Genomic DNA, 22,760 nt, shown 5'->3' with positions numbered 1-22,760 from the left:
AGCCCCTCGCGCTCCCCGCTGCGCCTCCTGATACTCACAGCATCAAAAGAGGAAGGGGGCCACCAGAGATCCCGAACAGATCTGGTGACCCCCTTTGGTCTAGATGTTACTGCTGAGGGGCATGAGTCATCTCATAGTCAGGCCGGGACTGCTCTGACTGCGGAGCCTCGTTGTCCGGCTCAGCCTTCTTTGCTGTGCTCTTGGGAGGCCTGGCGAACCGAGAGACCTGGGTACGTGTCCAGCCTGCTTTCTCGGCTGCCGCCATGAGACGCTTCTCGTTCTTCTTAGCGTCGTTAAGCTGCCGCTCAAGATCCACGCGATGAGCGACCGCCGCCGCGAGATCTTCAACGGCCTTCATGCGCTCCTCGTTGACGCGGCGTGCTTCGTCTAGGACATGCTGCTGTGTCGGGTCCAGTTCAGTCATGGCGTCAGTCTACGTCGGGAAGTGTCTCACGTTGAAGGGCTGATTCTGATTCGTTACGAACCTCGACAGTGAGCACGGGAGTGGGCTCCTTCAACTGTCCGATCAGCCAATCATGAACTGCGCTATCGACGTAGCGAATGGTGCTCTTCCCGAGCTTGATCCAACGCGGACCCAACGCATTGTCACGCCAGAAAGACAGATCACTTTCCGACACATCGAGCTGCTGCGCTACCTCGCTGGGAGTGATGATCCTCGACATGGTTACCTCCAGGTTTCTCGTTGGCTGCCGTTCTTTTCGGCACGCGCCGAAACACTCGCCCCAGCAGGTTCGGTCAAGCCTGGAGGGGTGACCGTGGAATACCGGAGCGAAGGAGCGCAGCGACTGAGTGAGGATATGCCGCGAAAGCGCCGTGGAAGGCTTTACCGGTTCTGCTGGGGCAGTATCCTCAACAGCCGAAAAGGACGCACCAAAGGTGCGAAATGTCCAACCCGCCCAATGGGCGAATCACCCAGCCACAACGGAGCGAGCTATAGACTTAGGTGCCCTAAGTCGCTCGAAGCCCTTGCACTGCTGCAGGCTCGATGCCACACTTGAAAGCAAAGCTTTTAACGTGTGGTCGTTGCACTAGGCGGGAGGTAGTCAGATGGCCCAACGTCGTCGTCAGGCGAACGTTCCCGGTGGCCGCACCGAACGTCGAGTGCTGAAACTGACCGAGTTTGAAGACAACGCGTTGTACTTCAAAGCTCAAGAACAAGGTGTCAGTGTTCAGCGACTGCTAGTGGAGTCAGCGCTGACGTTTGAGCAGGGTGAGACCGCAACGGATCGGAAGGCTGCTGTTCAGGCTGTTCTAAAAGCTGAGCGCCAACTCTCGGCCATAGGTAACAACCTCAATCAGATCGCTCGCGGTGTGAACTCTGGCGAGCCTGTTTCAGCTGAACTTCAGCAGAGTCTGGAGTATCTTCGCGGCGTGCTCTCGCGTCTTGATGAGGCGGCATCGACTATCGCTAAGGCCGGTGTGTCGTCATGATGCCGAACATCACACGCGGGTCCCGGATGGCGGGACTAGTGATGTATCTAGCCGGTCCTGGTCGCGCTAACGAGCACGAGAATCCTCACATTGTCGCCGGTGACGAGTTGATCACCTTCCAGGTGGAACCTGGTAAGGAATTGTCCAGCGATGATGCGTTGGATATCGCCAACATCATGAATCGACCGGCCCAGCTTTACGGCACAGAGGTCACCGTTCCCCAGACTGAACAAGACCCTGAGACCGGAGACCGAGTTACTGTCGGTAGGAAGCCGGCCGGTGTTTGGCATTGCTCACTTTCCCTGTCGTCTGATGAGGGGAAGCTCTCGGATGAGATGTGGCAGAAGATCTCTTCAGAGTTCGTAGAGAAGATGGGCTTCATCGACCCCGAGGGCGATAAGTCCTCCCGCTGGGTGGCTATCCGTCACGGACTCTCAGCTAACGGTAATGACCACGTTCACATTGCCGTGCAGATGGTCCGTGAGGACGGGACTAAGGCGAATGTCCACAATGACTTCGCACGCGCTCAGAAAGCCTGTAATGAGCTAGAGAAGAAGTACGGACTATCCGTGCTGGAGTCCCGTGAGCAGGGGAAGAGTCTTGCTGCGGATAAGCCCGCAGAGCGGGCGCGAGCGCAGCGTCAGGGACGTCCACAGTCTGACCGAAACGAACTGCGCCGCAGGTTGCGCAGCGCACTCGCTACGGCTTCCACGGAAGCCGAGTATGTGCAGCACCTAGTGGATTCTGGTGTGCGGGTACGACCGTATTTCGAACGTGGATCCAGTGACCGTATCGCCGGATATCGAGTGGCACTTCCACCGACCGGGAACGGAGAGCAGCGCCCCTTCTGGTATGCGCCCAGCAAGCTAGACCGCCAGCTGGCATGGCCGCGTATCCAGGAACGTTTTGAAGGCCGCGGCCGCAGCGAGGCGCACGCCCTCCTGAAGTCTCTGCACGAAGGATCGAAGGCTCAGCCAAGTAAGGGCACGAAGCTGCCAAAGATCAGCGCCGAGCAGGCAGAGCGGCTGATCTCCGGCAAGGCCACTCCGGATAGTCTCGCCAACATTTACGCCCGCGTCTCAATGAGCGTGGAGACTCGCCGGCCAGGTGTCTATGCGCGGCTATCTCATGACTTCGCGCAGATCAGTCAGGGCGGAGGGAACGCGATGTATGCGGTGCGACTGGCGCAGCGCGCAGGATCAAAGAACAGCTCTACTGGATGGGTCGCGCTGATCCAACAAGCCAACCGTCTTGCCCGTGTGACTGCCAGCAAGAAGGCAATCACCTACCGGCCTCAGTGGAGCCAGCGAGTGGCCGATGCGGTCATGACCGCGGAGAAGGCGATAGCCGCAGAGACGGCCACCGCAAGAACCGCTACACCGGGTCCGAGTCAACGCCCGCGACCGATACCAGGACATACACACGACCGAGGAACCGACTACGGCCGATAGGGAGCAGTGATGGACGCCAACGAGGAAAGCGAAATCGCAGAAAGCCTGGGCCGCGTGATGCGCACGGCGATGGCTGGAAGCATGCAGCAGGTCGAAACCAGCGCGCGCCGTGACCAACTGCGTGAAGCAGAACGGCTGCGTGTTGCTCAGGAAGCCGATAGGACCCAACAGCTGTCCACGGCGCAGGAGAAGAACGTCGCCTCCACAATCCGGCAGGACACCTTTTCACGCGAGTTCTGGCGTACCGCGGGATCTGAGCAGATCGCGGACTACGCCACAGTCTCAGCGCACCTATCGGGCCGACACCCGGAAGCGCGCAGTGCATACATGCACATCTCTGATGTGCTGCGCAATGACTTCGGGATCAACATCGAGCAGATGAATAAGGATCACCCGACGTCACTCACCGACCGGCACCACGCGCTGCGGGAAGCTCTTGATGATCACTTCGCCCGTCAGCGTCTAGACGGTGAGGCAGATGCCGCGATGAGCAAGGCCACAGCCGAGCGAGCACAGGAAGCAGAGGCCGACGCCCCGGAGAGCGCCAGTGCCGAGCTGCTGGAGGCAGAGGCCCAGCAGAAGAGGACTGAAGCCGATAAAGCCGGTCAGGACGAATCTCAGTCCTTGGCCGACGCGGACCGATACGGAGCAGAGCACAATAAAGACCAGACCCACGCGCGAAGCGAGGAGCTAACCGGCGGCCGCGATGGCAAGGGTTATCAGCGGGCCAGCGACGCTGATCTAAAGCGCCTGGGCCAGCATGATCAGCAGGCAGCCGAAGTGCGCGGACGCACCAGGCAGAACTTCCCCGAAGGAACCCGGCAGCGAGTGTTTGCCCGCAACAGCCCCGCTGCACGCCGGGGCAACACCGCAACACGCCAGCCGGCCCGTCAGGTGGAGGTCTCGCGATGAGTGAACAGTTCACCGAAGAGACCGAGGAATTCACCGAAGAGTTCCAGGACGAAATGTCCGATGCAGCAGGAGATCGAGAGCTGGCCTATCCGCACGCTGAAGCATGGGTGCAGGAATGGTTGCTGCCGCACTACCGGCGCAACCCACAACAGCGGAAGTGGGACCCGCAGTGGTGGAGATATGAAGAAATCTCCACCGTGCTTGAAGCCCTCTGGGAGACCTGGGAACACATGCGGTGGGAGGGAGCCACCGGCATGCTTGTCTTCTTCCGCGACTACTTCTGGCCGACGATGGACGTCATCACCAGTCCCGAAGGGCCGCTATGGAACTTCAACGCGGAGCGCCGACAGTCCGTTCCAAACGTGTGGCCTGTAGAGCCCGCACCCGAGGGCTACTTCACTGCAGAGTCCTAACTCTGCTGAGGGGCGTAGAACGCCTCAGACTCGCGAACGTCATCGGCATAGTCTTTCTGGCTGTAGTGGCGCAGCTTCAGCAACCCCGGCGGATTGCCGGAGCTGAACAGCAGCGCCCGACCACGCGGCAGCGCGGAGAGGTCAGCAACTTCCATAATGCTCTCTCGCTGCACAGAGGTGGAGACCTGACGGCCACCACGGGCCGTCGATGATGTGCGCTTTACGACGTCGCGCGGACCGACCAGCTGTGAGAGGAACGGCAGGAAATCATCTTCAGACAGGCCAGATCCGGCTACCCGGATATTGGCCGCGGACCACAGCTTGCGCGCGCCCTCCCGGCCGAATGCCTCGACACACTGAATGAAGGACTGGAAGAACGTGGAGACCACAATCCCGCGGCTGCCATAGTGCGAGTACAGATCCGGCAGCTCCCGCCACCGAACCACGTTGGCAGCCTCATCGAGCACCGCCATCAGCGGCGGTGACAGCCGCCCGCTACGTTTGCGGCCGGCTGCCTTCTCTGAGGCGGTCAGGACCGCCATAGCCAGTGCTGCAGTGAGCGCGCGGGCAGATCCTCCGCCCTCGCGCGAGATCAGATACAGGGTGTCGGTAGTTTCAGCGAACGTCCTGTGATTGAACTCAGGACGTCCGAGCTCGCCGGTGTCACGTATCCAGGGAATGACTCGATCATTGCCCAGCACCGAGATCCAGGGCCGCATAGTGCCATACACGCCGTCACGCTGTTTAGGCGTGAGCTGCTGAATCTTCTCTAGCGCATCGGCCAGTTGATGATGGCCGTGACGGTACAGAGCATTGACCGGTGTTTCGTCGTCTGGGTTCAGGCTCCAGCGAAACACGTCTGTGATGGGTCGATCATCGACGGCTGCAGCCATCAGCATGAGTGAGAGCAGCCGTTTACCATCAGACTCGAAATAGGCATCCTGCTTCGCCCCGGCTGAGGTCGCTGAGGAGATGAAAACATCTGCGAGCTTCTCTGCTGTCTCCATGTCCTCAACGAAGCTCAGCGGGTTCCACCACCATGAGGGCGGTTCCCCAATAATGTCCTGAGGATCTTGGACCCACACAACACCTTTCTCCGCGCGAGGTCCGCGCGTGAGATCCACCAGATCACGCTTATTCGACGTCGCCAGCACCGGAGCATCAGGCTCAATGACCTGAGGAACGCAGACACAGGAGGTCTTACCGGCACGCGGACCCATGATCCAGGTCTGTACCCACTCCCAGGAGGCGCGCAGTTCCATTCCGTTGTTGACCAGATCAGCCAGCGGGACACCCGGGCCGGCAGCAGTTGCATGCAGCCGCTCAGCATCACGCTCCTGAGCCTTGACCGTGAGTTCGGTGAAGTCTTTGCTTCGGCTCATCGCTTTAGCTAGGGAATCCACTCTGGTGCGGCCCTTCTGGGCACCGAGGCCGGCGATCAGTAGGAGAACCGCCACGGCCAAGATGACAGCCATTCCAATAGCGAAGACCGCCACCTGACGACCAGTGACCGCCACACGGCCGGTGAACTGATCAGTCAGCAAGTTCACCGGATCTGAGTATGAAATAGCGGTGCGAATGCCAGGGTCCAGCAGTGCTGCGCCCCACCACAGCAGAGCTGCAAGCATAAACAGGCCCAGCAGCGCGGCCGCGAACATCCACGGCCCGTCCGCTGCCCCAGGTTGTGCCCGTCGTCCCGCTCGTTGGCTCATGCCACTGTCTCCATGTTCCACGCCCGGTTGCTGTTCGTGATCGGCTCCTCAACGCTGGTGAGCTTTACTTTGAACGGGATACCCGGACGCTTGCCTGTCTTCAGGATGAACTTCCCGGTGTGTGGCCGGCGCAGGTTGGTGCCGATGCCGGCGCTCTTATCGGCCCAGTCGGTGAGGTATTCCACTTCAGTGTTGGAGAGATCAAAGACCTCACGCAGATTGCCCATTTCATCGGCATCCAGTCCACCGAGAAAGACCATCTCCGAGCGCGAGACGAAACCCCATGCGATCTTGGTCAGCGCATCATCAGTGAGCTTTAGATCCTTCATAGTGTGAGTGATCAGGATCTGTCCCATACCGCGGCCGCGGTTGAGGCGAGTCAGGGAGTCGATGAAGTACACCATCTGCTCGGAAGCGCGCAGCACCTTCCACAGCTCATCCATGATCAGCAGGTAGTTCCGGCGCGGCCGCCCGGCATCTTGAGCAAGGATCTGCTCTGCCGAGACCGTTGCTGAGCCCAGCGACCAGCACAACGACTGCACAGAGGCCATAAGTACAGTGTCGTTTTCATCAATGCCGGAGATATCAAAGACCACCGGCTTGCCCTGCTCAATGTGGGTTGTCGTCGGCTTGGAGAAAAGATCCCCATAGATCCCGTCTGGTCCCAATGAGATAAGGGCATCCAGTAGCCCCTTCATGCGCTCATCGTAGGCGTGGTCATCGCTATGAGTCAGGGTGATCGCACGCAGTTTCTGCGGGCGACTCTGAATGAACTCGATCAGTTCCGGCAGCAGCGGTGGATTATCCAGATTCGGGTCCATCAGCTGCATGGCTGTCGCTAGGGCCGAGGACTCATGAGGCTGCAATGGCCGACCCGCAGCCATAGCGACCAGCCCCGCCATAAGTGACCGCCGCCGCCCACGCATTTCTTCCAACGCTTTCTTGCGCAGCTGCTCGTCTTGGATTCCTGCGATGGCAGAGACCAGCGGACCAAGATCCATGAAGTTCATGTGTCCGCGTCCGGGACCGAACTCGATCACCTGGCCCCCGATCTCGCGCATGAGATCTACATAGTCAGGCCGGGAGTCTGACAGCGCCATAGGGATCACTCCCCAATCCATCAGCACCGAGATCATCCGCTTCACCAGCGAGGTCTTTCCAAGACCCGGCTGGCCCAAAACGAAGGCTGAAGGGTTGTTGATGATCTCTGCCAGGAACCAACTCATAGGGTCTGCGTAGACCACCGAGTGTCGGGTGAGGTGTGTTCCCAAAGGAACCCCTGTCACCGGCAGTCCAGATCCGATGATGAAAGGCCAATAGCCGCACACCTGCACGCTAGTTCCCTGCAGCTCCGCCGGTTCTTCTACCCAGTTCACCGCACCGCCGCCGCGACGGTTCCAGCCGCCCCGGGCCGGCCGTGATTCCACGGTGCTGCGACTCTCACGAACACCAGCCAGTAGCGTAGACAGAGGACCAGGACGCGAGGGCTTGGCGATAGACCGGTCAAAGGACTTCTTCAGTCGCCGCCGGTCACGCCGGCTGAGTTTCGCCGAGTCCCGTACTGCCGAGCTTGTCATCAGAACCACCTCCGGAAATCCTCAGGAAGGAGCATGTGCTCCGGGAGCACCAGGCCCAGGGGAAGCCCTGCCTGGAAGGTCACTGCCTCATTGCCTAACGCCTCCCGAAGGCGCAGGCGGGTATCTGAGAATGACTGCGGGATCTGCCGCCGCAGACGGCGCAGCTCATCGTGAGCGTGGTCAGGATCTTCACCATTGAGAGTGACCGTCACGATCATCCCAAAGCGTGTCATTCCTGCCCCGCGAGCTTCTTCCTGCTGGGTCTTCAGAGCTGCATCACGGCGGTTCTTGGCCCGCTGATCGTCTCTCACCTGAGATCCTGCGAACCGGGAGTTTTTCAACTCCCGCTCAGCTTCAGCCGCTGTCTGTGAGCGAGGAATCGGCCGGTAGAGCAGGGTGACGCGCTTGCGCATTACCCCGGAAATAGGATCAAGTGCCCTCTGCAGAGACCTTGGCCCAAAGAAGCCCTCTGGTTTATCAAAGAGCGTCCAGGACGCCGAGATAGCCCTCTGATGCGCGTACCGCTCCAAGGCGTCATAGTGGAACGTTGGTCCCACATCTTCCCAGGTCAACCCGGTCCCGCCGTTGTTCAGCTTGTCTTCCTCCATCGCCACCTGGGCGTGCGGGTCATAGGCCAGATAAGTCGAATCAACGATCTCTTGAGCGGTGCAGACCTGCACCCGGCCGGCTCCCGTAGTAGTCAGCCCACCTACGATTGCCGGCAGCCGCGCGCCAATTTCCTCGGCCATCTCCACGGTTCCACGGTCTTTGCCGTTGCCGAGATCTCGACCATCGAAGGTGACCGTCACCTTCACTGTCACCTGAGGAGATCCCGCACTGTATTCCTCAGCAATAGCCTCCGTGACGGCAGTAGAGAATTCAGGAGCACCTTCAGCCCGCTTACTGCTCAGAAGCCGATTCAGCCGCATACCGGTATCCGGCGCGGACTCGACCACCACGCTTGCAGCCTTCACGTTCTCATCAAGGCTCCGGTCAGAGAGCCATGCTCCCCAATGATCGACGTAGCGCCGCAGCCGATCCTCGTCAATGAGCGCATCTCCATCAGGAAACGCCTCCAACACCACCGTGTACAGGTGTGAGCCCCGGCCAGAGAGCCGGATCATGCCGAACCGAAGATCATGTGATCCCACATGCTCTGTCAGCTCAGCGCGGGCCAGCAGCCCCGGCAGCCGCGTAGTGCCATCAGGTGTATGTCCACTGACGCCAGAGAGATAGAGAGCCTTACCGGACTTTTCCTTACGTCGCTGCATGAACCGAATCATGAGTCTCCTGTAGATAGAACGGCCCGAAGGATCTGCCGCCCGTGTGATCGGGTCCAGGGCCAAGAGAACAAGTGGCACGGCAATGGCCGCGATAGCGGGGATCAACCGTTGAGTGGCGAGAAAACCAATGCTGAGGAGAAAGCACGGCACCAGGACCAGTGAAGCTCCCATAGACAGCCCCATCACACCGCTTCGCTTAGGCAGCGTGAGGTTGCCAAACATGCCCCTCAGAATTTCGACGTCCTGACTCATGACCGGCCTCCCTTGTCGTCGTCAACCGCTTCATCAACAGACCCCGCGGCGGCGACACCGCGCCCCGCTTCCGCGGCGCGCACAGCATCGCCGGTCTTACCCGCTGTGGTGCCCTGAGCGCCACCAGCTGCACTGCCGCCTGAAGAAGCGGCTTCACTTCCCCCGGCCGCGGTGCTCTGCCCGCCGCCATCAGCACCAGACGCACCTTCGGCAGTCGAACTTCCACCAACAGATGCGCCCGAGTCACCGGCTGCAGTCGAACTGGCACTAGCTCCACCAGGTGCTGCACCAGAGCCCCCGGCCGCAGCACCAGAACCGGTCGGCCGACTAGATTCACTGCCAGTGGTGCCGGTCGAAGAATCACTGGCACCTGAACCGGCAGAGGATGAGCCAGCCCCGCTGGTAGAGCCAGCAGCTGCACCACTACCGCCCTGACCTTGGCCGTTTGAGACACTAGGCATAGCCGTGGTGTTCCCACCGCCATTCGCTGCAGTGGACCCGCCGGCTGCAGCTGCGCTGCCAGCGGTCGAACCGGCACCAGACGCGCCCGCTCCGCCCGAAGCCGCTGCGGTCCCAAAGCCACCAGTCGCCCCACCGCCGGCACTGGCTGCGCCACTGGTCGCAGCACCACCAGCCGCCGCGGCACCAGCTCCCCCGGTGCTGGCTAGCACCGCTGCACCAGCAGCAACACCAACACCAGCTCCGACCGCTGCGCCACCGGCAAATGCCCCAGCTCCAACGGCTGCCGCCGGGACCAAGAACTTGATCAGAGCCGGAAGCGCCAGCGCAGCCAGAACGATGATCCCGGCTCCGGTGAGTTGATCCACCGCAGTGACCAGCTCATCATCAAAGCCCAGATCCGTATCGTTCCGCATGAACCGGAACCCAAGCGCATAGATACCTGCCGCCACCGGCTTGAAGAGAAGTAGAGCAATCAGCCAGCCGTTGGCTTTAGCGAAAGCCTGATCTCCGCGCTGTGTGCCCGTACTTGCTGCTAGGGTCGGCAGGAACGCCATGAGCACCACCAGCAAAAGGTTGCGGAAGATCATGAAGACAAAGTTCACGATGCCGCCAACCCCTGCCAACACGTAAACAAGCAGCATGGGAATTAGTGCGGCTGCACCGCCTCCAGCGGTGGCCGGCATGAACATGGTGCTTAAATCCGCTTCACCACCGGTTGCCCGAGAGAGCAACCACATTGAGCCTTCATCGCCTGCTCGAAGGAGCATAGTGATCCCGGCGGCGTAGACGCCGGTAACCAGAATGAGGTTAACGATGGGTTTGAAGCTGCTCGTTAGCCCCTGCCGGATATCTTGGCTCGTGACCATTCTGATCAGCCCCATGAGGAAGCCGATCATGGCGAAGCCCATCACGTACCACTGAGTGTCCTGCTGAATCTGGGTGACAGCAGCCGACTCCACATTTGCGTTGGGGGTGTTCATCCACCAGACAGAGATGATCTCCAGAATCCAGAGAGCGAACTCGTACATGGCATTGACGAAGTTCTCCAGGGCAGAGTTTGCAACTGCTGATACGCCATCATCAATAGCTTGGCGCGTGCCGCCAATCATCCGAACGGAACCACGGATAGCCCGACACCGGGCATCCCACAACCCGCATTCAACTCCGCTGGTCTCTTCCTCCATCGTGGCTACCTCCACTCAGTGAAGCCGCTGGTGTCCTCTACGATGCTGAATGGTGGCTCACCGTCAGAGAGGTCTAGTCGCCAGTCCTGCAGATCCTCATCCCAAACAAGATGGATCTGCATAGCCCCGCGATATTCACCGTCGAAAGTCTCGGTCAGGTACTCGATAACGGCGGCGTCTTCGTTGGATGAAGAGACGCGGAACCCTCGCAGAACTGCATCCACGGCGCTGTCCTCAGGTTGAGACTCAAAGACCATCCGCGCACGCGGCGAGTCAGCGGCGGCCTCCTGATGGCCTGCTTGAAATGCCGAGAGAAGCGCCGGACCAGCAAATACAGCCCCAGACACCGTGCGGCTCGTGCAGCGCCAGAACGCGCCGTCGCGCACCACTGGGCCGTGCTCCTCTGAGACTGGAACAGTCAGCCCAATCGGGTGATCCTCCCACCGGAACTCAGGTGCCCTAGTGGGGAAGTCTGAGTCAGCCTCGTCCAGATCGCACTGGCGGTCTTCTCCAGTGGATTCGTTGCCCTGTGCCACCGTTCCAGGCGATGCGCTGGGAGAAGGGCTTTCCCCGGCAGACCCGGCAGGATCTGTGTGATTAGAGTCTGCGTTGTCGTTGGGGAAGACCACGACGGCCGCGATCACGGCGATAATGACTATCAGCAGGAAGCCGCCGGCGATGAACCAGCTGACTCCCAGACCGTTCTTGCTCTCATCTGCCATCGTTAAGCACCCTTCTTTGGTTTAAATCCCTCGTTAGACGAAGACCCTCAGAATCGCTCCTACACCTGTCGCAAGGATGCAGACGATGATGGCGATTACCAGGCCCTTGAAGCCGTTGATCTCTCGCCCGGTGTAGCTCGCGAAAGCCAGGTAACCTGCAGCGAGCAGGAAGCCCGCGACGCCGCAGATAATTGCTGCCCACGAGATCCAATTCAGAAGGGTTGTGAAACCCTCCGTTCCCGGGGGCTGCTCCGGTCGCACATCAGGGATGACCCCCAGCACATTCACAAGATCCAGCAGCTCAAACATGGTTACTCCTTCTCTTCAGCCAGGGCTCGATAGCCCCGGACGATCTTCTTTAAACGACGCGGAAGCGCATCGGTATCAGGTGGCTCGACCCGCCACTGCTCATTCCACGGAATATGAGTGCCCCGCGGGGAGAGTTTCAGCAGCCGCTTCGCCTCCTGTGCCTGAGAGTTCAAGAGCCGAGGGGCGTCATCAACAAGAACCAGACCTAGAAGCCGGGATTCTTGCAGCTCACCGGCAGCCCACTGGCGCAAGAACGCATCGGCCGCCTCTAACCCGGCGTAGTGTGTTCGCGCCACTACCACCACCTGAAGTGAGGGCAATGGGCGTTTCCAACCCGCAGCGACGGGCCACCCTTGACCGGCATCGACGGCATCTTCACCAAAAAGGCTTGCGACGGTGCTTGTGCCAGCACCGCCATGCAATCCCGCAACCGTCACCAGTCGGTGATCTGTTACTTCGACCCGCGGCCAAGGGGCTGTCTTGGCAGGACTATTAAGCATGGGCAGGGGAGCTTGTGGGCCGGACACTTCAATGGTGTCTCCCAGCAGCTCATCAGCGATATCTGGCGGTTCAGGAGCTGCCGCCACCTCTGGCGGAAGCAATGGGTTTCTCCGTGTCATCGAGGATCCTCCTACGCGCATACACGGTAGCCAACGTATCGTGGACAAGTGCCCCAAGTGCGCTTACCAGCTAGCTTACGCACATACCCCTTTACACATCAATAGCTACTTATAGACCTACTTAGAGTCGATAGGCGCAATAACTGCCTAACAGCTCTATACGGCTTAAAGTTTCTTTAGTAAGTTAGGAGCATGAGAGTCGTGAACGATCCAGATTTGGTTGACGCCCTCTTGCAGGACGTCCCTGAGCTGACCAGCTCGCAGGAGATCGCTGCGCTACTCCGAGTAGAGACAGCAACTGTCTCTAAGTGGATTCGTGCAGGTGAGTTATCCGGGATGAAGATCGGCAAGCGCGTTACCCGCGTCCGTAAGGCTGATCTCCGAGACTTCCTGCTGGGAGCTGACGAAATGAACCTCAGCGACTAACAGACGGTAGTAAAGGGGGCAATCCACGGTCATGAGCATTGATCCCACGAATGTGCCTAAGTACCCGGTGTACCAGCTGCTTTATGAGGAACGGCCTAATGACACCGACCCTGCTGGCGCGCAAACGCGCGTGGAGCTGGACGGTATTCGGGTGGAACCTGCCGTCGGTCAGACCGCGACTGAAGCCGCTATAGCGGCTGTGGCTCGCAAAGCGGCGGATCATGGCCGTCAGGCGGTCCGAGTCATCGTGACTACCCCCGAAGGAGACCGCTGGGCAATGGTGGTCACCCGTGACGGTGAAGCTATTGATGTGCCTGAACCCGATGCCGGTACCCGCAAGAGAGCAAAGAAGCCCCTGATCATCACTGCCGCTGTGCTGCTGGCAATAGCCGCAGCCGGCGGCGCAGCCGCAGTGATCGTCACAAACGAAGAAGATCCGGCACCCGCCGTTGAAGCTGGCCCGCGTGACCATTGGCAGCCTCCAAACGCAGGCGCACAGGTGCCGGTAGGTCTTCCCGACACTTACTCCCCCACCGCCGTCTGGGCCTGGTCAGTCTCCAGAGATTCAGGAGCACTCTCCCTTAGTGACGGCACGATCGTCATCCGCGACGCCGAAGGATCTTTAGTCGGGCTCGATCCTGAAGACGGCCGGCAGCTTTGGCACTCCCCCGCGGCTCCCCGCGAGACAGACGCTCTTAAGGAGACGAACTGGGCCGGTCACAGCGTCCTTGCTGAAGCTGGCACACAGCGGCTTCAGCTTTGGCCGCTGCCCACAGAGCCCACAGATGAACCCGTAGAGCCCACCACCATCGAGCTATCGAATCGCGCAGAGGTTTCCTTTGCAGGCGACGCCCCCCTGATCTACCTGGGCGATTACGTAGTGCTGGCAGATGCAGGCGATGGCACCCTGACAGAAGTTGAAGTGCCGGCTGGCGCTCACCCGGTACTGGTGGCTGAAGGGAACGTCGTGTCCTTTGACGCTGATTACGTCTACAGGACCCCCATTACTGGTGACGAAGACACCACAAGCACCAGCACTGAGCTCAAGCACAACAGTGCTGTGCAGGACGAGCGCCCGCAAGCTATTTGGCCTCTGACTCAAGACGTCGTTGCTGCGCTTTATGAAGGAAACGATGGAGATCCGCTGCTCCAGGTCTTCACCATCACAGACGGAGAGCGGATCGCCGCTCGGCACCTTGAATCAGCCCCGCGTGAGCAAGACGACGTGCTGGTAGATCCTGAGGCAGAGACAGCCGTTATCGGCTCAGTAGCAATCCGCTGGGGCGAAGAAGAGGACGTCATCACGCAAACAACCACCCTGCGAGATTCGCTGCTTCACGGCACCACCCTTTGGGGTCAGACCAGCGACGGGCCAGCCCGCGTCGATATCAGCGCAGACGGGGCCGAACCGGAGCCCTACGACACGCTCAGCGATTCCGACCCCGCGCCAGTGCTGATCACCGACGACGCAGCCTATGTGGAAGCCCCCCGCGTGACAGACACCTTCCTGTATCGCGTTGAACACCAAGCAAGCCGCCCTGATCCCACCGAAGAGACCGAGGACGATTAATCATGAACACCATCACGATTACTCCCGATGGCAGTGGCACCGTCGTCATCGGTGAGTACACCGAAGCCATCGAGGCCGACACCTACGCTGCTGCACAGAACAAAGCCATAGACCTGGTGGTGTTCCACGCGCAGCAGGCCGGAAAGAACCTCACCATCCATACCAACGACCCTGAAGCCCCGGTGCTCGTCGTTTCCCCCTCAGGTGAGGTAGAACCTCAGCAGGAGGCCACTGAGGCTACTCCAGAGCCTGCCCCGGAGCCGGAAACACCTGCACAGGCCGAACCCGAGGTTCAAGCCCCTATCCCCTCCGCACAGCTGCCGGTAGCTACTCATGTAGCAACGGCTCCCAAAGCTAACCCCTTCACTGGCAGCTCAGCACCCCTGCAGGAAGCGGTGCTGACTCGCCGGGAGCTGCGCAGCAAGCGCGAAAGCTTCCTAACCCAGGAACAGGCCCAAGAACCTGCCACCCGCGGATGGCGTGGCGTGCTTTCAGCGATGGGTATCCGCGTCAATCCCAGCGAGGCTGAGAAGGAAGAACGAGCAGACCGTAAAGCGGTCTCCCAGCACTGGCCTGGCCCGCGCACAATCGCCATCGTCAATGGCAAGGGCGGTGCGAACAAGACTCCCACCACGATCAACCTCTCAGCGGTCTTCGCCCGCTTCGGTGGTGGTGGCGTGCTTGCATGGGATAACAATCAGACGCGGGGAACCCTGGGCTGGCGCACCGAACAGGGACCGCATGAGTCCACGATCCTGGACCTTCTGCCCCGCACCAACGAGCTTCTGGCGACCGGCGCACAGTCGGCTGATCTGGCCCATTACGTGCATCACCAAACGTCAGACCGGTACGATGTGCTGCGCTCAAAGCCGCTGGTGCTGGCCGATGAGCAGCGCGTCAGCGCCTCTGACGTCGATTCCATCCATTCGGTCGCCTCAAAGTTCTACCGCCTGATTCTCATTGACTCAGGCAACGATGAGAGCGATCCGCTGTGGAAGCGCATGATCGAGCACGCAGACCAGATCGTCGTCGCCACCACCACCAAGGACGAGCACGCCGAGGCCGGCGCGCTTCTGCTGGAAGGACTTGCGGCAAGAGACGAACGCTGCGCTCAGCTTGCCGACGAGGCCGTAGTCATCGTCTCGCAGGCAGAGCCCTCCGCCCGCCGGGAGGAAGCAGAAAAGGTCCGCAACGGCTTTGCCGCTATCGCGCGAGAAGCCGTCACAATCCCCTTCGACCCCGCAATGGTGGATGGCGTACTTCGCTACGACGCTCTCAGGCCCACCACCCAGCGGGCATGGCTACGCGCTGCAGCAGCTGTTGCTCAAGGTCTATAGAGAAAGAGAGCTACGTGATGGAAGACGAAGCAAGGTATCACTACCGCAGAAGCATGGAAACTGTTCGTGCCGCTGCCGAACAGCTAAACAGTGCATCAACAGTCAACGCCGATCCGACCGTGACTGAACACAACGAGTATCTTTCGGAACTTCAGACACTTCTACGCGCAGTCGCTCATCGGCTTAAAGATGAAGGAGTGGATTGGGATGACCTGGATTACTTAGCCAAGACACTCGACTACAGCGACCTTGACCCTGGGGAAAAGCTAGAACACATTCTTACGACTGTCATAACCCCGGGATACCTCCACGCGCGCAACCAGCTCAAACGTGAGACCGATGTGCTCGAACTAGCCCTACACAGTAACAGCGCCGTTCTAGATTCAGGCTCATGGGACGAAACAGCCCCTGATCAGGTCTACTGATCCCACGACACGCTCAAACAGTTTCAGCGTTTTGGGCCGTGCGTGGTGTTGACTGAGAACACACGTCGAAGGAGGAGAGCATGCCGCAGATCAGCAAAGGCGACCGTATTCAGGTCAGCTCCCGTCTCGAACTGCCCTATTTCGAGAAACTCACCCGATATCTAGAGATCACCGGGGAGAGCAAAAACGATTACGTGAGAGCCCTGATCATCCGCGACCTGGACTCCATCGACTTAGAAGCTTTAGAGCGCGACCAGCAGAGGTTGCCTATCTCAGCATAAAAAAAGAAGGAGCGCCCGCACGAGGCGGGCGCTCCATAAGCCTTTCAGAACCGCACAAGTTTGGCCGCTTTCCGGTTCTGAACCAGAACTCCCGAAGGAGACCTGTATTCGTATGACCCATCGGTGGAGAGGTCCTACGTGCTTTCTACTGTAGCACCACGCCCCCTTGAAGCTAAGACCCGCCGCGACACGAGCGCATCCCGGCGCGCCCAAAAACCCCAGTCATGGCGGCGCGTCAATCGTGCCCGCGAAACGGATGAAGCCACGATCCGCGCTGCAATCCCTGAAGGATTCACTCGCCCCCACCGGGTGCGTGATGTGCTTGATGTGATCGAGATGCACCCTCAGTGGGCTTTGCTTTACAAGCGCCGTCAATCAGGACTGCTCGCGGTGCTTGAAGCCCTGATTGCTGTGGCCGACTACGACACCATGACGTCGCGGCCAACGTGGGAATTCATTATGAAACGCACTGGTCTGCCCCGCTCCACGATGCACCGCCATCTGCGTACTCTGCGCAGCTGGCACCTGGTGGCCACCGTGGCCACCGGCCGCAGCGCTGCATATGCAGCTGCAGGCCCGGACGGGGAGAAGATCAACGAGGCTGCCGTGTATGTGCTGCTGGTTCCTCGCCGTTACGGCGGCCGAAAACTGCCCCGGAAACTCCCTGTACAGTGCGCGCCACGGCCCGCTATCCACAAGAGGCCTGTTCACAAAAATGAGACCCCTCCCGCCGTAGGCGATTACTTAAGTAATAAAGAGAGAGTTACCCATGCACGCGCGCGCGAGGAAGCTCTAGCGGAGACCGCTACGCGGTCCACCGTCTACCAAGGCGGCCGCTGGGCGGCCGCGCTCCCACGCTTTCCCGAGTATCGACAAGAAATCCTGTGGCCCGGTCAGCGACGAGCTGCATCGAAGAAGCAGCGCGCAGCTGCCGCTGGGGAGCTTCGTCGGCGCTTGATCAACGTGCTTCGCCCCCTGTCGGTGCCCGATGTGGCCGCTGCAGTCCGGGACTTCCTCATTGCAGGATGGACCGTGAAAGATCTCCAGCACGCTTTGCAGTACCAGCCCGACGGAACAGTCTGGCCTCATTCCGGTGCCCCGGAGACCACAGAACCACGCCGGTTGCGAGGTTGGCTGGTCTATCGTTTGCAGTCGTGGCGCACGGTCGAAGGTGAGCCCATGACTTCCAAGAGCCAGCGCGAAGCTAGCGAGCTCGCCCGCCGACGCGCTGAACACCGCCGTCAGGCTGAAGAAGCTGAGCGCCGACGCCGACTTCGGGCATCACCTGATTCACCGGTGAAAGCTGCAGCCCTGGCCCGAATTCGGCAAGTCCTCAATCGGTGAGATTGCCCCCGGTGCGGCGCTGGGCCTCATATTGGCGCTCAATGTACTCATCAAGTTTGGAGTCCTCGATGCGCCACTGACCCCGCCCGCCAATTTGGATTCCTTCAATATCCCCGGCGCGGATCAGTGCGCGCATTTGGGACATAGAGATGTTCAGGGACTCAGCGACTTCAGGGAGCGTGAAGAACCGGCGCATGAGTCGAGTGTAGAACGGTCTTCAGGCCGGAGACCCACAAAGGGTGCGCGGAGTCGCTAACAGGGCTGTCATTATGACTCGCGGAGTCATTCTGCCCCGTGCAGGTCTTAGTGAAAGCCCTTCTCCGTGGGCAAATATTTGGAGCGCAGCAGTTGAATCTCCCGCCAGCGGCGGACCGGTCCGACCCCTTTTTCTTGATCTTCGCCACGGTTCATGATCCTTCGGTGAGTCGCTGGTATGCGGGGAAGAGAAGCTCCAAGCGTTGCTTGTCACTTGTCAGCCGGCGGCTGGCTCCGAAGAGTTTGTCCACCACCGTGTCCAGCTGATCGTGAGCCTTCTGCAGCGACTTATGACCGCCCATCAGGTAAGGATCGTAGAGATCGGCCAGGGACTGATCCGGACGCTCAGAGCGGGCATCGAGGATCTTCTTCCCGGCATCGATAATGCGCTGACGAGCCTGACAGTCGAGATCCGGGACGGGGAATGTGTTCCAGCTTAGAGTGCTCGAGAATCGGAGGTCGGACTTAATTCTGCCGCCAATTGCCCGTTGCCAGGACATGAACATTGAGGACGAGATCAGGCAGAAGAGCAGACCGTCTTCATCCGGGGCCATAAAGTTGGCATCTCCGCAAATGACATCAGGGTCGAATCGCTGAGCGGTCCAGTAGCGGCGATTTACACTGACGTGCCGGGGGATACAAAGATAGGGAACTTTGGGGATGTAGGGACTCGGCCTGAACAGGTGGGGGGTATCTTTCAGCTTGAAGGCATCCCCTGTGGGTTTCTGCGAACTCCGCCACTGTTGGCAACCGTCCAGAGCTTCTTGGATTCCGGCTGAGGCCTTACGGTCTGCGGGAGTGAGCTCAGGCAGCCAAAGGCACCAGCGATCTGTCCTGTTGATCAGTTCGCTCGCGCCGACGAACTTCCGGAGGTATAGGCGCGCGACAGGGTCATTCTCCAGGCCGCGAGTTCCTTCTTTTGCCCTGAATACCAAGTGCCCACCATCCGTAGGCTGAGGACCCCTCACAACCTCGGGGAGCACAGGAGACAAGGGTTTGCTTGCAGACCGCACTAGGACTTCGGGGGCGTCGATGAGGTAGGGATTGATTCCCTTGTCGACTTTCTGCTGCGATGGAACACCGTTGACAGAGGCGTAATCCCATAATTGCGGCTTGAAAGCCTCGTCTTGGGTAAAACCGACGATCACACAGTGCACTGCGGCCTTGCCCGGGGCCTCGGAGTCCCAGGCGAAAGTACGGTGGGCGAACTTGATCCTCCAACCCTCGCGGTACAAAGGGCCGAACAGCGCTGGCACGGGCTGCCCCTGAGTGATGGAGTTCGTGGTCACATAGGCGAACTCACCGGAGCGCGCTGCCAGCAGATCCTTGGACTTCGCGTGCCAGGCGGTGACGTAGTCGAGGTATCCGTCGTAGTCGGAGCCCCAGACGCGCTTCATGTCCTCGGTCTGCACCGGAGTCTTGGTGTACTGGCCGATGAACGGTGGATTGCCGAAGACGAAGGTCTTGCCCTCGGGCCCCGGAAGCTCGGCGTTCCAGTCCAGCTCCAGAGCGTTGCCGTGGACGATCTTTGCGGTGATGGTGATCGGCAGCCGATCAGGAGCCTGACCAGTGCGTGCCGCCAATTCGCGGTTGGCCTGCTGGTCCACTAGGAACATCGCGGTCTCAGCGATCTTGGCCGGCCACCAATTCAGCTCGAAGCCGTAGAACTTGTCGATGGTCAGCATCTGATCCAGCGTCGAGTCCAGGGTGCCAGTGATGGTGCCCTCGCGTTTGCGGCGTTCAACGATGACGTCGGTCTCGATCTGGCGCAGCTGGGCGTAGGCGACGTTGAGGAAGTTGCCGGCACCGCAGGCGGGGTCGACGTAGATGTTCGAAGCCATCTCCTGCTGGAACCGGCGGAGGTCGGCCACGGTGGTGGACTTGTTGGCGATCAGCCGGTCAGCCTTGTCCCGGTACTCATCGAGGAAGAGCGGGTTCAAGGTCTTCAGGATGTTCTTCTCGGAGGTGTAGTGCTCCCCGTCGCCGCGGCGGGCATCCCTGGACTTCACCAGCTGGAACATCGCCCCGAAGATCGCCGGGCTGATGGCGGTCCAGCGGAACCGAGCAGCGTCGAGCAGTGCTTCCTTGAACTCCGGGGGCACGGAGTAGCCGACCTGGCCGGTGCCGTTGAAGACACCACCATTGACGTAGGGGAATTTGGACTCCAGCTCCGGAAGATTGTTCCGGTACTTCTTCTTCCGGGCGGCGTAGTCGGTGTTGAGCACCTCGAACAGACCGTCGAGGGCGGGGCCGATGTTCTTCGAGGCCACCGAGTCGATCCACCGGTAGAACAGGTCCTGCTCCCATAAGCCGGCGTCGTCGCCGTAGAGGAGGAACAGGAGCCGGGTCATCAGCACTGAGGCAGCCTCGACCTCGTCGTCCTCGTCCTCCGGGGTGGTGGGAGCATCGTCGCCGACCTCCTCGTCGGCGTCCTCACCGGCGAGGGTGTTGAAGAGGTTGGCCATGAGCTTGGCCGCCTCGATTGAGGCGTTCTCCTGCTCACGCTTGGTGAGGGTCTCTACTCCGGCGAAGAACAGCAGCTGCTCCAGGTGGTCGGGCACCTGGTCGATGGTGAACCGCAGGGTCCAGGACTCGTCGCCGAGGCGGTCGAGCCGGAAGTTCTCGAAGTCGGTGGCGATGATGAACCGGGGCCACTCGTGGGTCCCGACGCTGCCGCCGTTCAGGTAATCGATGGCTTGATCGTAGGCGATGTCGAGGTCCTTGCCGAGGGACTTGGCTTCGCCGATGACCACGCCGGACCAGAAGAAGTCGATGAAGCCCGCACCACCGGTCGAAGCTCGGTCTGCGTTGCGCTCGAAGACATCAATTCGCTCGGGATTAATCTCGAAGCAGCGCATGAGGGAAGACCAGAACTGTTGGGCATGACGTTTTTCCGTACCGGACTCACTACCCTCCTCGCGCCAAGCAGCGATGCGCTCCTGCCAGTGCGCAGAAAAGTCGGTTAGACGACGGTGGATAGCTTCGCGGTCAATTACCTCATTCACATGTATCCCTCAGTGATCAATAACAGTTCGCGATTCAGCCTATCGGAGGGCAGGGACATCCCGAACGAAACGCTACTGGTCAAGGATTTACACTGTCGGCAACGTCCACGGTGAGCCAAGGATTCACACCCATGGAAGAAGAACCCCTTTATTGCGGCGTTCGTAGTCCCACATTGTTCCACCGGCACCGATATAGCACTTTCGCGCGGAGTCGATAGCAGGGCTGCCATTTTGACTCGCGGAGTCATTCTGCCCCGCGCAGGTCTTAGCGAAAGCCCTTCTGCGTGGGCAGATACTTGGACCGCAGCATCTGGATCTCTCTCCAGCGGCGGACCGGTCCTACCCCTTTATTGCGGCGTTCGTAGTCCCACATTTGCTCCACCGGCACCGCCATAGCACTGTCATCACTGTCTTCGGCTTGCGCGTACAGTTCTCGCTGCAGTCCCAGCCGCTCTACGAGCTGCTGAGCAAGACCCCAGAGGTAGTGCCGCTGTGCCACCGGTACGCTGCCGAAATGCTCCGTGTGCGCCTCGATCATGTGCTGATAGAGCACCTTCACAATTTCACGGTGCTGGTCGGTCATGAGCGTCAGTGTAGGGGCCTCCCCTGACACGAACACGGCCGTAACCACGGTAGCGGGATCTGCCCTCTCAGCTGGTCTGATACCCCACGGGATCAGGTCCGCGGGCGCTGCAGGCGGTGTTCATCATCCGTCTGCTCGTCCAGCGAATCCCCCTTGGTCTCGTTCGCGCTAGGGATGCGGTCGATGAGCGCGGTCACCTGGGCATTCAGGCGGTCCCGCTCCCCCTCCGCGGCGGCGGCGCGGTCCTCCGCGCGGGCCGCCCGGGCTGCTTCCTCATCACGAGCCGCTACAGCGGCCGCGCGCTCCGTCTCCAGCGCGGCCGCACGCTCAACCTCAGCATCCCGCTCAGCCTCGACCTCGGCTACCGCTGTGGTAAGTGCATCGACCTCAGCCCGTAGCTCCTCGACAGTGGCTGCGAGCTGGTCACGTTCTGGGCTCACGGCCGCGTGAGCAGTGCGGTAGGCATCCGCCCAGATGGCGGCCAGGCGGCCGCGCACATCCTCGGGTACCTCGGGCACCTGAACCTCTGTCCGTTCGGCTGTGGCCTCACGCCAGGCGCGCGCAACCTCGGCCGCCACAGTCATGCGCACGCCCGCAGCATCGCGCACGGCCCGCGCCGTGACGGATAGGCCCCGGTCTGCGAGGTCACGCGCGGCTGCCTCCGCGCGGTCCTCAGGCGTGGCCGTGGTCTCCTGCTGCTTAATCATCGCCTTAACCTCTCAATTGGTAAACCCGGTAACTAGCGTTTCCTGTTTCCATGTTACCACCGCGAGGGCGGACATGCCACCCTCCGGCGCTTAAGTCGCAGGTCCGGCCGACCCTGACGGACATCTACAGAGCGGCCCCGGCTATGGCTGCTCGGTCATGCCCTCCGGGTAGGTACTCCCCTGGTGTGAGCGACAGCAGGTGCCGTTGGCAACCATGCTTAGACCTCTCTGTTGATCTGATGCCCCAAGGGATCATGCCCGCGGGCGCTGCAGGCACAAGCCCGGTCTGCGACCGGGCCAGCTCCGTCTAGACTTTTCCCACGCGGTCGCCCTGCTCCCTTATTTCGCGGAAAAACTCTCTCCTCCGCGGCCCTTCGGGTTGATGCCTTCCGCTGGTCCCCGCGCGCTGAGCGCAAGCGCCATCAGGACCAACACAGAGAGAGGTAAAGATCATGGCTTCCATCACCGTCTACACCAA

Annotated in this window: 23 protein-coding genes; 10 read left to right on the top strand and 13 right to left on the bottom strand. The window is 60.4% G+C overall.

The window, feature by feature from the left end; all coding sequences use genetic code 11:
* Nucleotides 1-106: 106 nt before the first annotated feature.
* Both TX78_RS11665 and TX78_RS11660 read right to left on the bottom strand, forming a co-directional pair.
* Nucleotides 107-424 (bottom strand): hypothetical protein, encoded by a 318-nt coding sequence (locus TX78_RS11665; protein WP_044496449.1) that lies wholly within the window; start codon nucleotides 422-424, stop codon nucleotides 107-109.
* A 4-nt stretch (nucleotides 425-428) separates the two neighbouring features.
* Nucleotides 429-683, bottom strand: coding sequence for a helix-turn-helix transcriptional regulator (locus TX78_RS11660; protein WP_044496447.1), 255 nt, complete (start codon nucleotides 681-683; stop codon nucleotides 429-431).
* Between the two features lie 385 nt (nucleotides 684-1,068).
* On the opposite strand from TX78_RS11660, the gene TX78_RS11655 reads away from it, so the two are divergent.
* The 4 genes from TX78_RS11655 to TX78_RS11640 are packed head-to-tail and all read left to right on the top strand — an operon-like array spanning nucleotide 1,069 to nucleotide 4,228.
* On the top strand, nucleotides 1,069-1,452 hold the full coding sequence (locus TX78_RS11655) for a MobC family plasmid mobilization relaxosome protein (protein ID WP_044496446.1): 384 nt from the start codon (nucleotides 1,069-1,071) through the stop codon (nucleotides 1,450-1,452).
* On the top strand, nucleotides 1,449-2,903 hold the full coding sequence (locus TX78_RS12880; protein ID WP_049897894.1) for a relaxase/mobilization nuclease domain-containing protein: 1,455 nt from the start codon (nucleotides 1,449-1,451) through the stop codon (nucleotides 2,901-2,903). Before TX78_RS11655 ends, TX78_RS12880 begins: the two co-directional genes overlap by 4 nt.
* A 9-nt stretch (nucleotides 2,904-2,912) precedes the next feature.
* Nucleotides 2,913-3,815, top strand: a complete 903-nt coding sequence (locus TX78_RS11645) for a hypothetical protein (protein WP_044496444.1) — start codon at nucleotides 2,913-2,915, stop codon at nucleotides 3,813-3,815.
* The gene (locus TX78_RS11640; RefSeq protein ID WP_049897892.1) at nucleotides 3,812-4,228 is read left to right on the top strand and encodes a DUF4913 domain-containing protein; all 417 of its coding nucleotides are present in this window, start codon (nucleotides 3,812-3,814) and stop codon (nucleotides 4,226-4,228) included. Before TX78_RS11645 ends, TX78_RS11640 begins: the two co-directional genes overlap by 4 nt.
* Here the strand turns inward: TX78_RS11640 and TX78_RS11635 are convergent.
* From TX78_RS11635 to TX78_RS14545, 7 genes are read right to left on the bottom strand one after another with little or no spacing between them, the layout of a single operon-like run.
* The gene (locus TX78_RS11635; protein ID WP_044496442.1) at nucleotides 4,225-5,940 is read right to left on the bottom strand and encodes a type IV secretory system conjugative DNA transfer family protein; all 1,716 of its coding nucleotides are present in this window, start codon (nucleotides 5,938-5,940) and stop codon (nucleotides 4,225-4,227) included. The two genes, TX78_RS11640 and TX78_RS11635, sit on opposite strands and share 4 nt — an antisense overlap.
* Nucleotides 5,937-7,517: a hypothetical protein gene (locus TX78_RS11630; RefSeq protein WP_049897899.1), complete on the bottom strand. Its 1,581-nt coding sequence runs from the start codon at nucleotides 7,515-7,517 to the stop codon at nucleotides 5,937-5,939. The genes TX78_RS11635 and TX78_RS11630 overlap by 4 nt, the downstream gene beginning before the upstream one ends.
* Nucleotides 7,517-9,022, bottom strand: a complete 1,506-nt coding sequence (locus TX78_RS11625; protein ID WP_324603328.1) for an SCO6880 family protein — start codon at nucleotides 9,020-9,022, stop codon at nucleotides 7,517-7,519. The genes TX78_RS11630 and TX78_RS11625 overlap by 1 nt, the downstream gene beginning before the upstream one ends.
* A 26-nt stretch (nucleotides 9,023-9,048) precedes the next feature.
* The gene (locus tag TX78_RS13840) at nucleotides 9,049-10,698 is read right to left on the bottom strand and encodes a hypothetical protein (RefSeq protein ID WP_158644344.1); all 1,650 of its coding nucleotides are present in this window, start codon (nucleotides 10,696-10,698) and stop codon (nucleotides 9,049-9,051) included.
* Between the two features lie 5 nt (nucleotides 10,699-10,703).
* The gene (locus TX78_RS11610) at nucleotides 10,704-11,420 is read right to left on the bottom strand and encodes a hypothetical protein (protein ID WP_044496439.1); all 717 of its coding nucleotides are present in this window, start codon (nucleotides 11,418-11,420) and stop codon (nucleotides 10,704-10,706) included.
* A 33-nt stretch (nucleotides 11,421-11,453) separates the two neighbouring features.
* Nucleotides 11,454-11,729 (bottom strand): hypothetical protein, encoded by a 276-nt coding sequence (locus TX78_RS11605; RefSeq protein ID WP_044496437.1) that lies wholly within the window; start codon nucleotides 11,727-11,729, stop codon nucleotides 11,454-11,456.
* Nucleotides 11,730-11,731: 2 nt separating this feature from the next.
* On the bottom strand, nucleotides 11,732-12,229 hold the full coding sequence (locus tag TX78_RS14545; RefSeq protein WP_324603327.1) for a DUF6668 family protein: 498 nt from the start codon (nucleotides 12,227-12,229) through the stop codon (nucleotides 11,732-11,734).
* A gap of 321 nt (nucleotides 12,230-12,550) precedes the next feature.
* Here TX78_RS14545 and TX78_RS11595 point away from each other — a divergent pair, with 321 nt between their 5' ends.
* The 6 genes from TX78_RS11595 to TX78_RS12870 all read left to right on the top strand — a co-directional run bounded on the left by TX78_RS11595 (nucleotide 12,551) and on the right by TX78_RS12870 (nucleotide 17,732).
* Nucleotides 12,551-12,775, top strand: coding sequence for a helix-turn-helix domain-containing protein (locus tag TX78_RS11595; RefSeq protein WP_044496435.1), 225 nt, complete (start codon nucleotides 12,551-12,553; stop codon nucleotides 12,773-12,775).
* 31 nt (nucleotides 12,776-12,806) lie between these two features.
* Entirely contained in the window at nucleotides 12,807-14,345 is a 1,539-nt protein-coding gene (locus TX78_RS11590) for a PQQ-binding-like beta-propeller repeat protein (protein WP_044496434.1), read from the top strand.
* A 2-nt stretch (nucleotides 14,346-14,347) separates the two neighbouring features.
* Entirely contained in the window at nucleotides 14,348-15,682 is a 1,335-nt protein-coding gene (locus TX78_RS11585; protein WP_044496433.1) for an AAA family ATPase, read from the top strand.
* A 14-nt stretch (nucleotides 15,683-15,696) separates the two neighbouring features.
* Nucleotides 15,697-16,107, top strand: a complete 411-nt coding sequence (locus tag TX78_RS11580; RefSeq protein ID WP_147640491.1) for a hypothetical protein — start codon at nucleotides 15,697-15,699, stop codon at nucleotides 16,105-16,107.
* An 80-nt stretch (nucleotides 16,108-16,187) separates the two neighbouring features.
* Nucleotides 16,188-16,388 carry a hypothetical protein gene (locus TX78_RS11575; protein WP_044496430.1) on the top strand — a complete coding sequence of 67 codons (201 nt, stop codon included), beginning with the start codon at nucleotides 16,188-16,190 and terminating at the stop codon, nucleotides 16,386-16,388.
* 309 nt (nucleotides 16,389-16,697) lie between these two features.
* Nucleotides 16,698-17,732, top strand: coding sequence for a helix-turn-helix domain-containing protein (locus TX78_RS12870; protein ID WP_049897888.1), 1,035 nt, complete (start codon nucleotides 16,698-16,700; stop codon nucleotides 17,730-17,732).
* Here TX78_RS12870 and TX78_RS11565 read toward each other — a convergent pair.
* From TX78_RS11565 to TX78_RS11550, 4 genes are all read right to left on the bottom strand, one after another.
* Nucleotides 17,722-17,928, bottom strand: a complete 207-nt coding sequence (locus TX78_RS11565; protein ID WP_044496429.1) for a helix-turn-helix domain-containing protein — start codon at nucleotides 17,926-17,928, stop codon at nucleotides 17,722-17,724. The genes TX78_RS12870 and TX78_RS11565 overlap by 11 nt on opposite strands.
* Before the next feature lie 211 nt (nucleotides 17,929-18,139).
* The gene (locus TX78_RS11560) at nucleotides 18,140-20,992 is read right to left on the bottom strand and encodes a DNA methyltransferase (protein ID WP_044496427.1); all 2,853 of its coding nucleotides are present in this window, start codon (nucleotides 20,990-20,992) and stop codon (nucleotides 18,140-18,142) included.
* Between the two features lie 265 nt (nucleotides 20,993-21,257).
* On the bottom strand, nucleotides 21,258-21,575 hold the full coding sequence (locus TX78_RS11555; protein ID WP_044496426.1) for a hypothetical protein: 318 nt from the start codon (nucleotides 21,573-21,575) through the stop codon (nucleotides 21,258-21,260).
* A gap of 92 nt (nucleotides 21,576-21,667) precedes the next feature.
* Nucleotides 21,668-22,282 (bottom strand): DNA-binding protein, encoded by a 615-nt coding sequence (locus tag TX78_RS11550; protein ID WP_069956283.1) that lies wholly within the window; start codon nucleotides 22,280-22,282, stop codon nucleotides 21,668-21,670.
* Nucleotides 22,283-22,760: the final 478 nt, after the last annotated feature.

The organism is Nesterenkonia massiliensis, assembly GCF_000455245.1.
GTDB classification, from domain to species: domain Bacteria; phylum Actinomycetota; class Actinomycetes; order Actinomycetales; family Micrococcaceae; genus Nesterenkonia; species Nesterenkonia rhizosphaerae.
The sequence above is the reverse complement of the archived record's forward strand: the minus strand, read 5'-3'. Positions and strand labels throughout refer to the sequence as shown.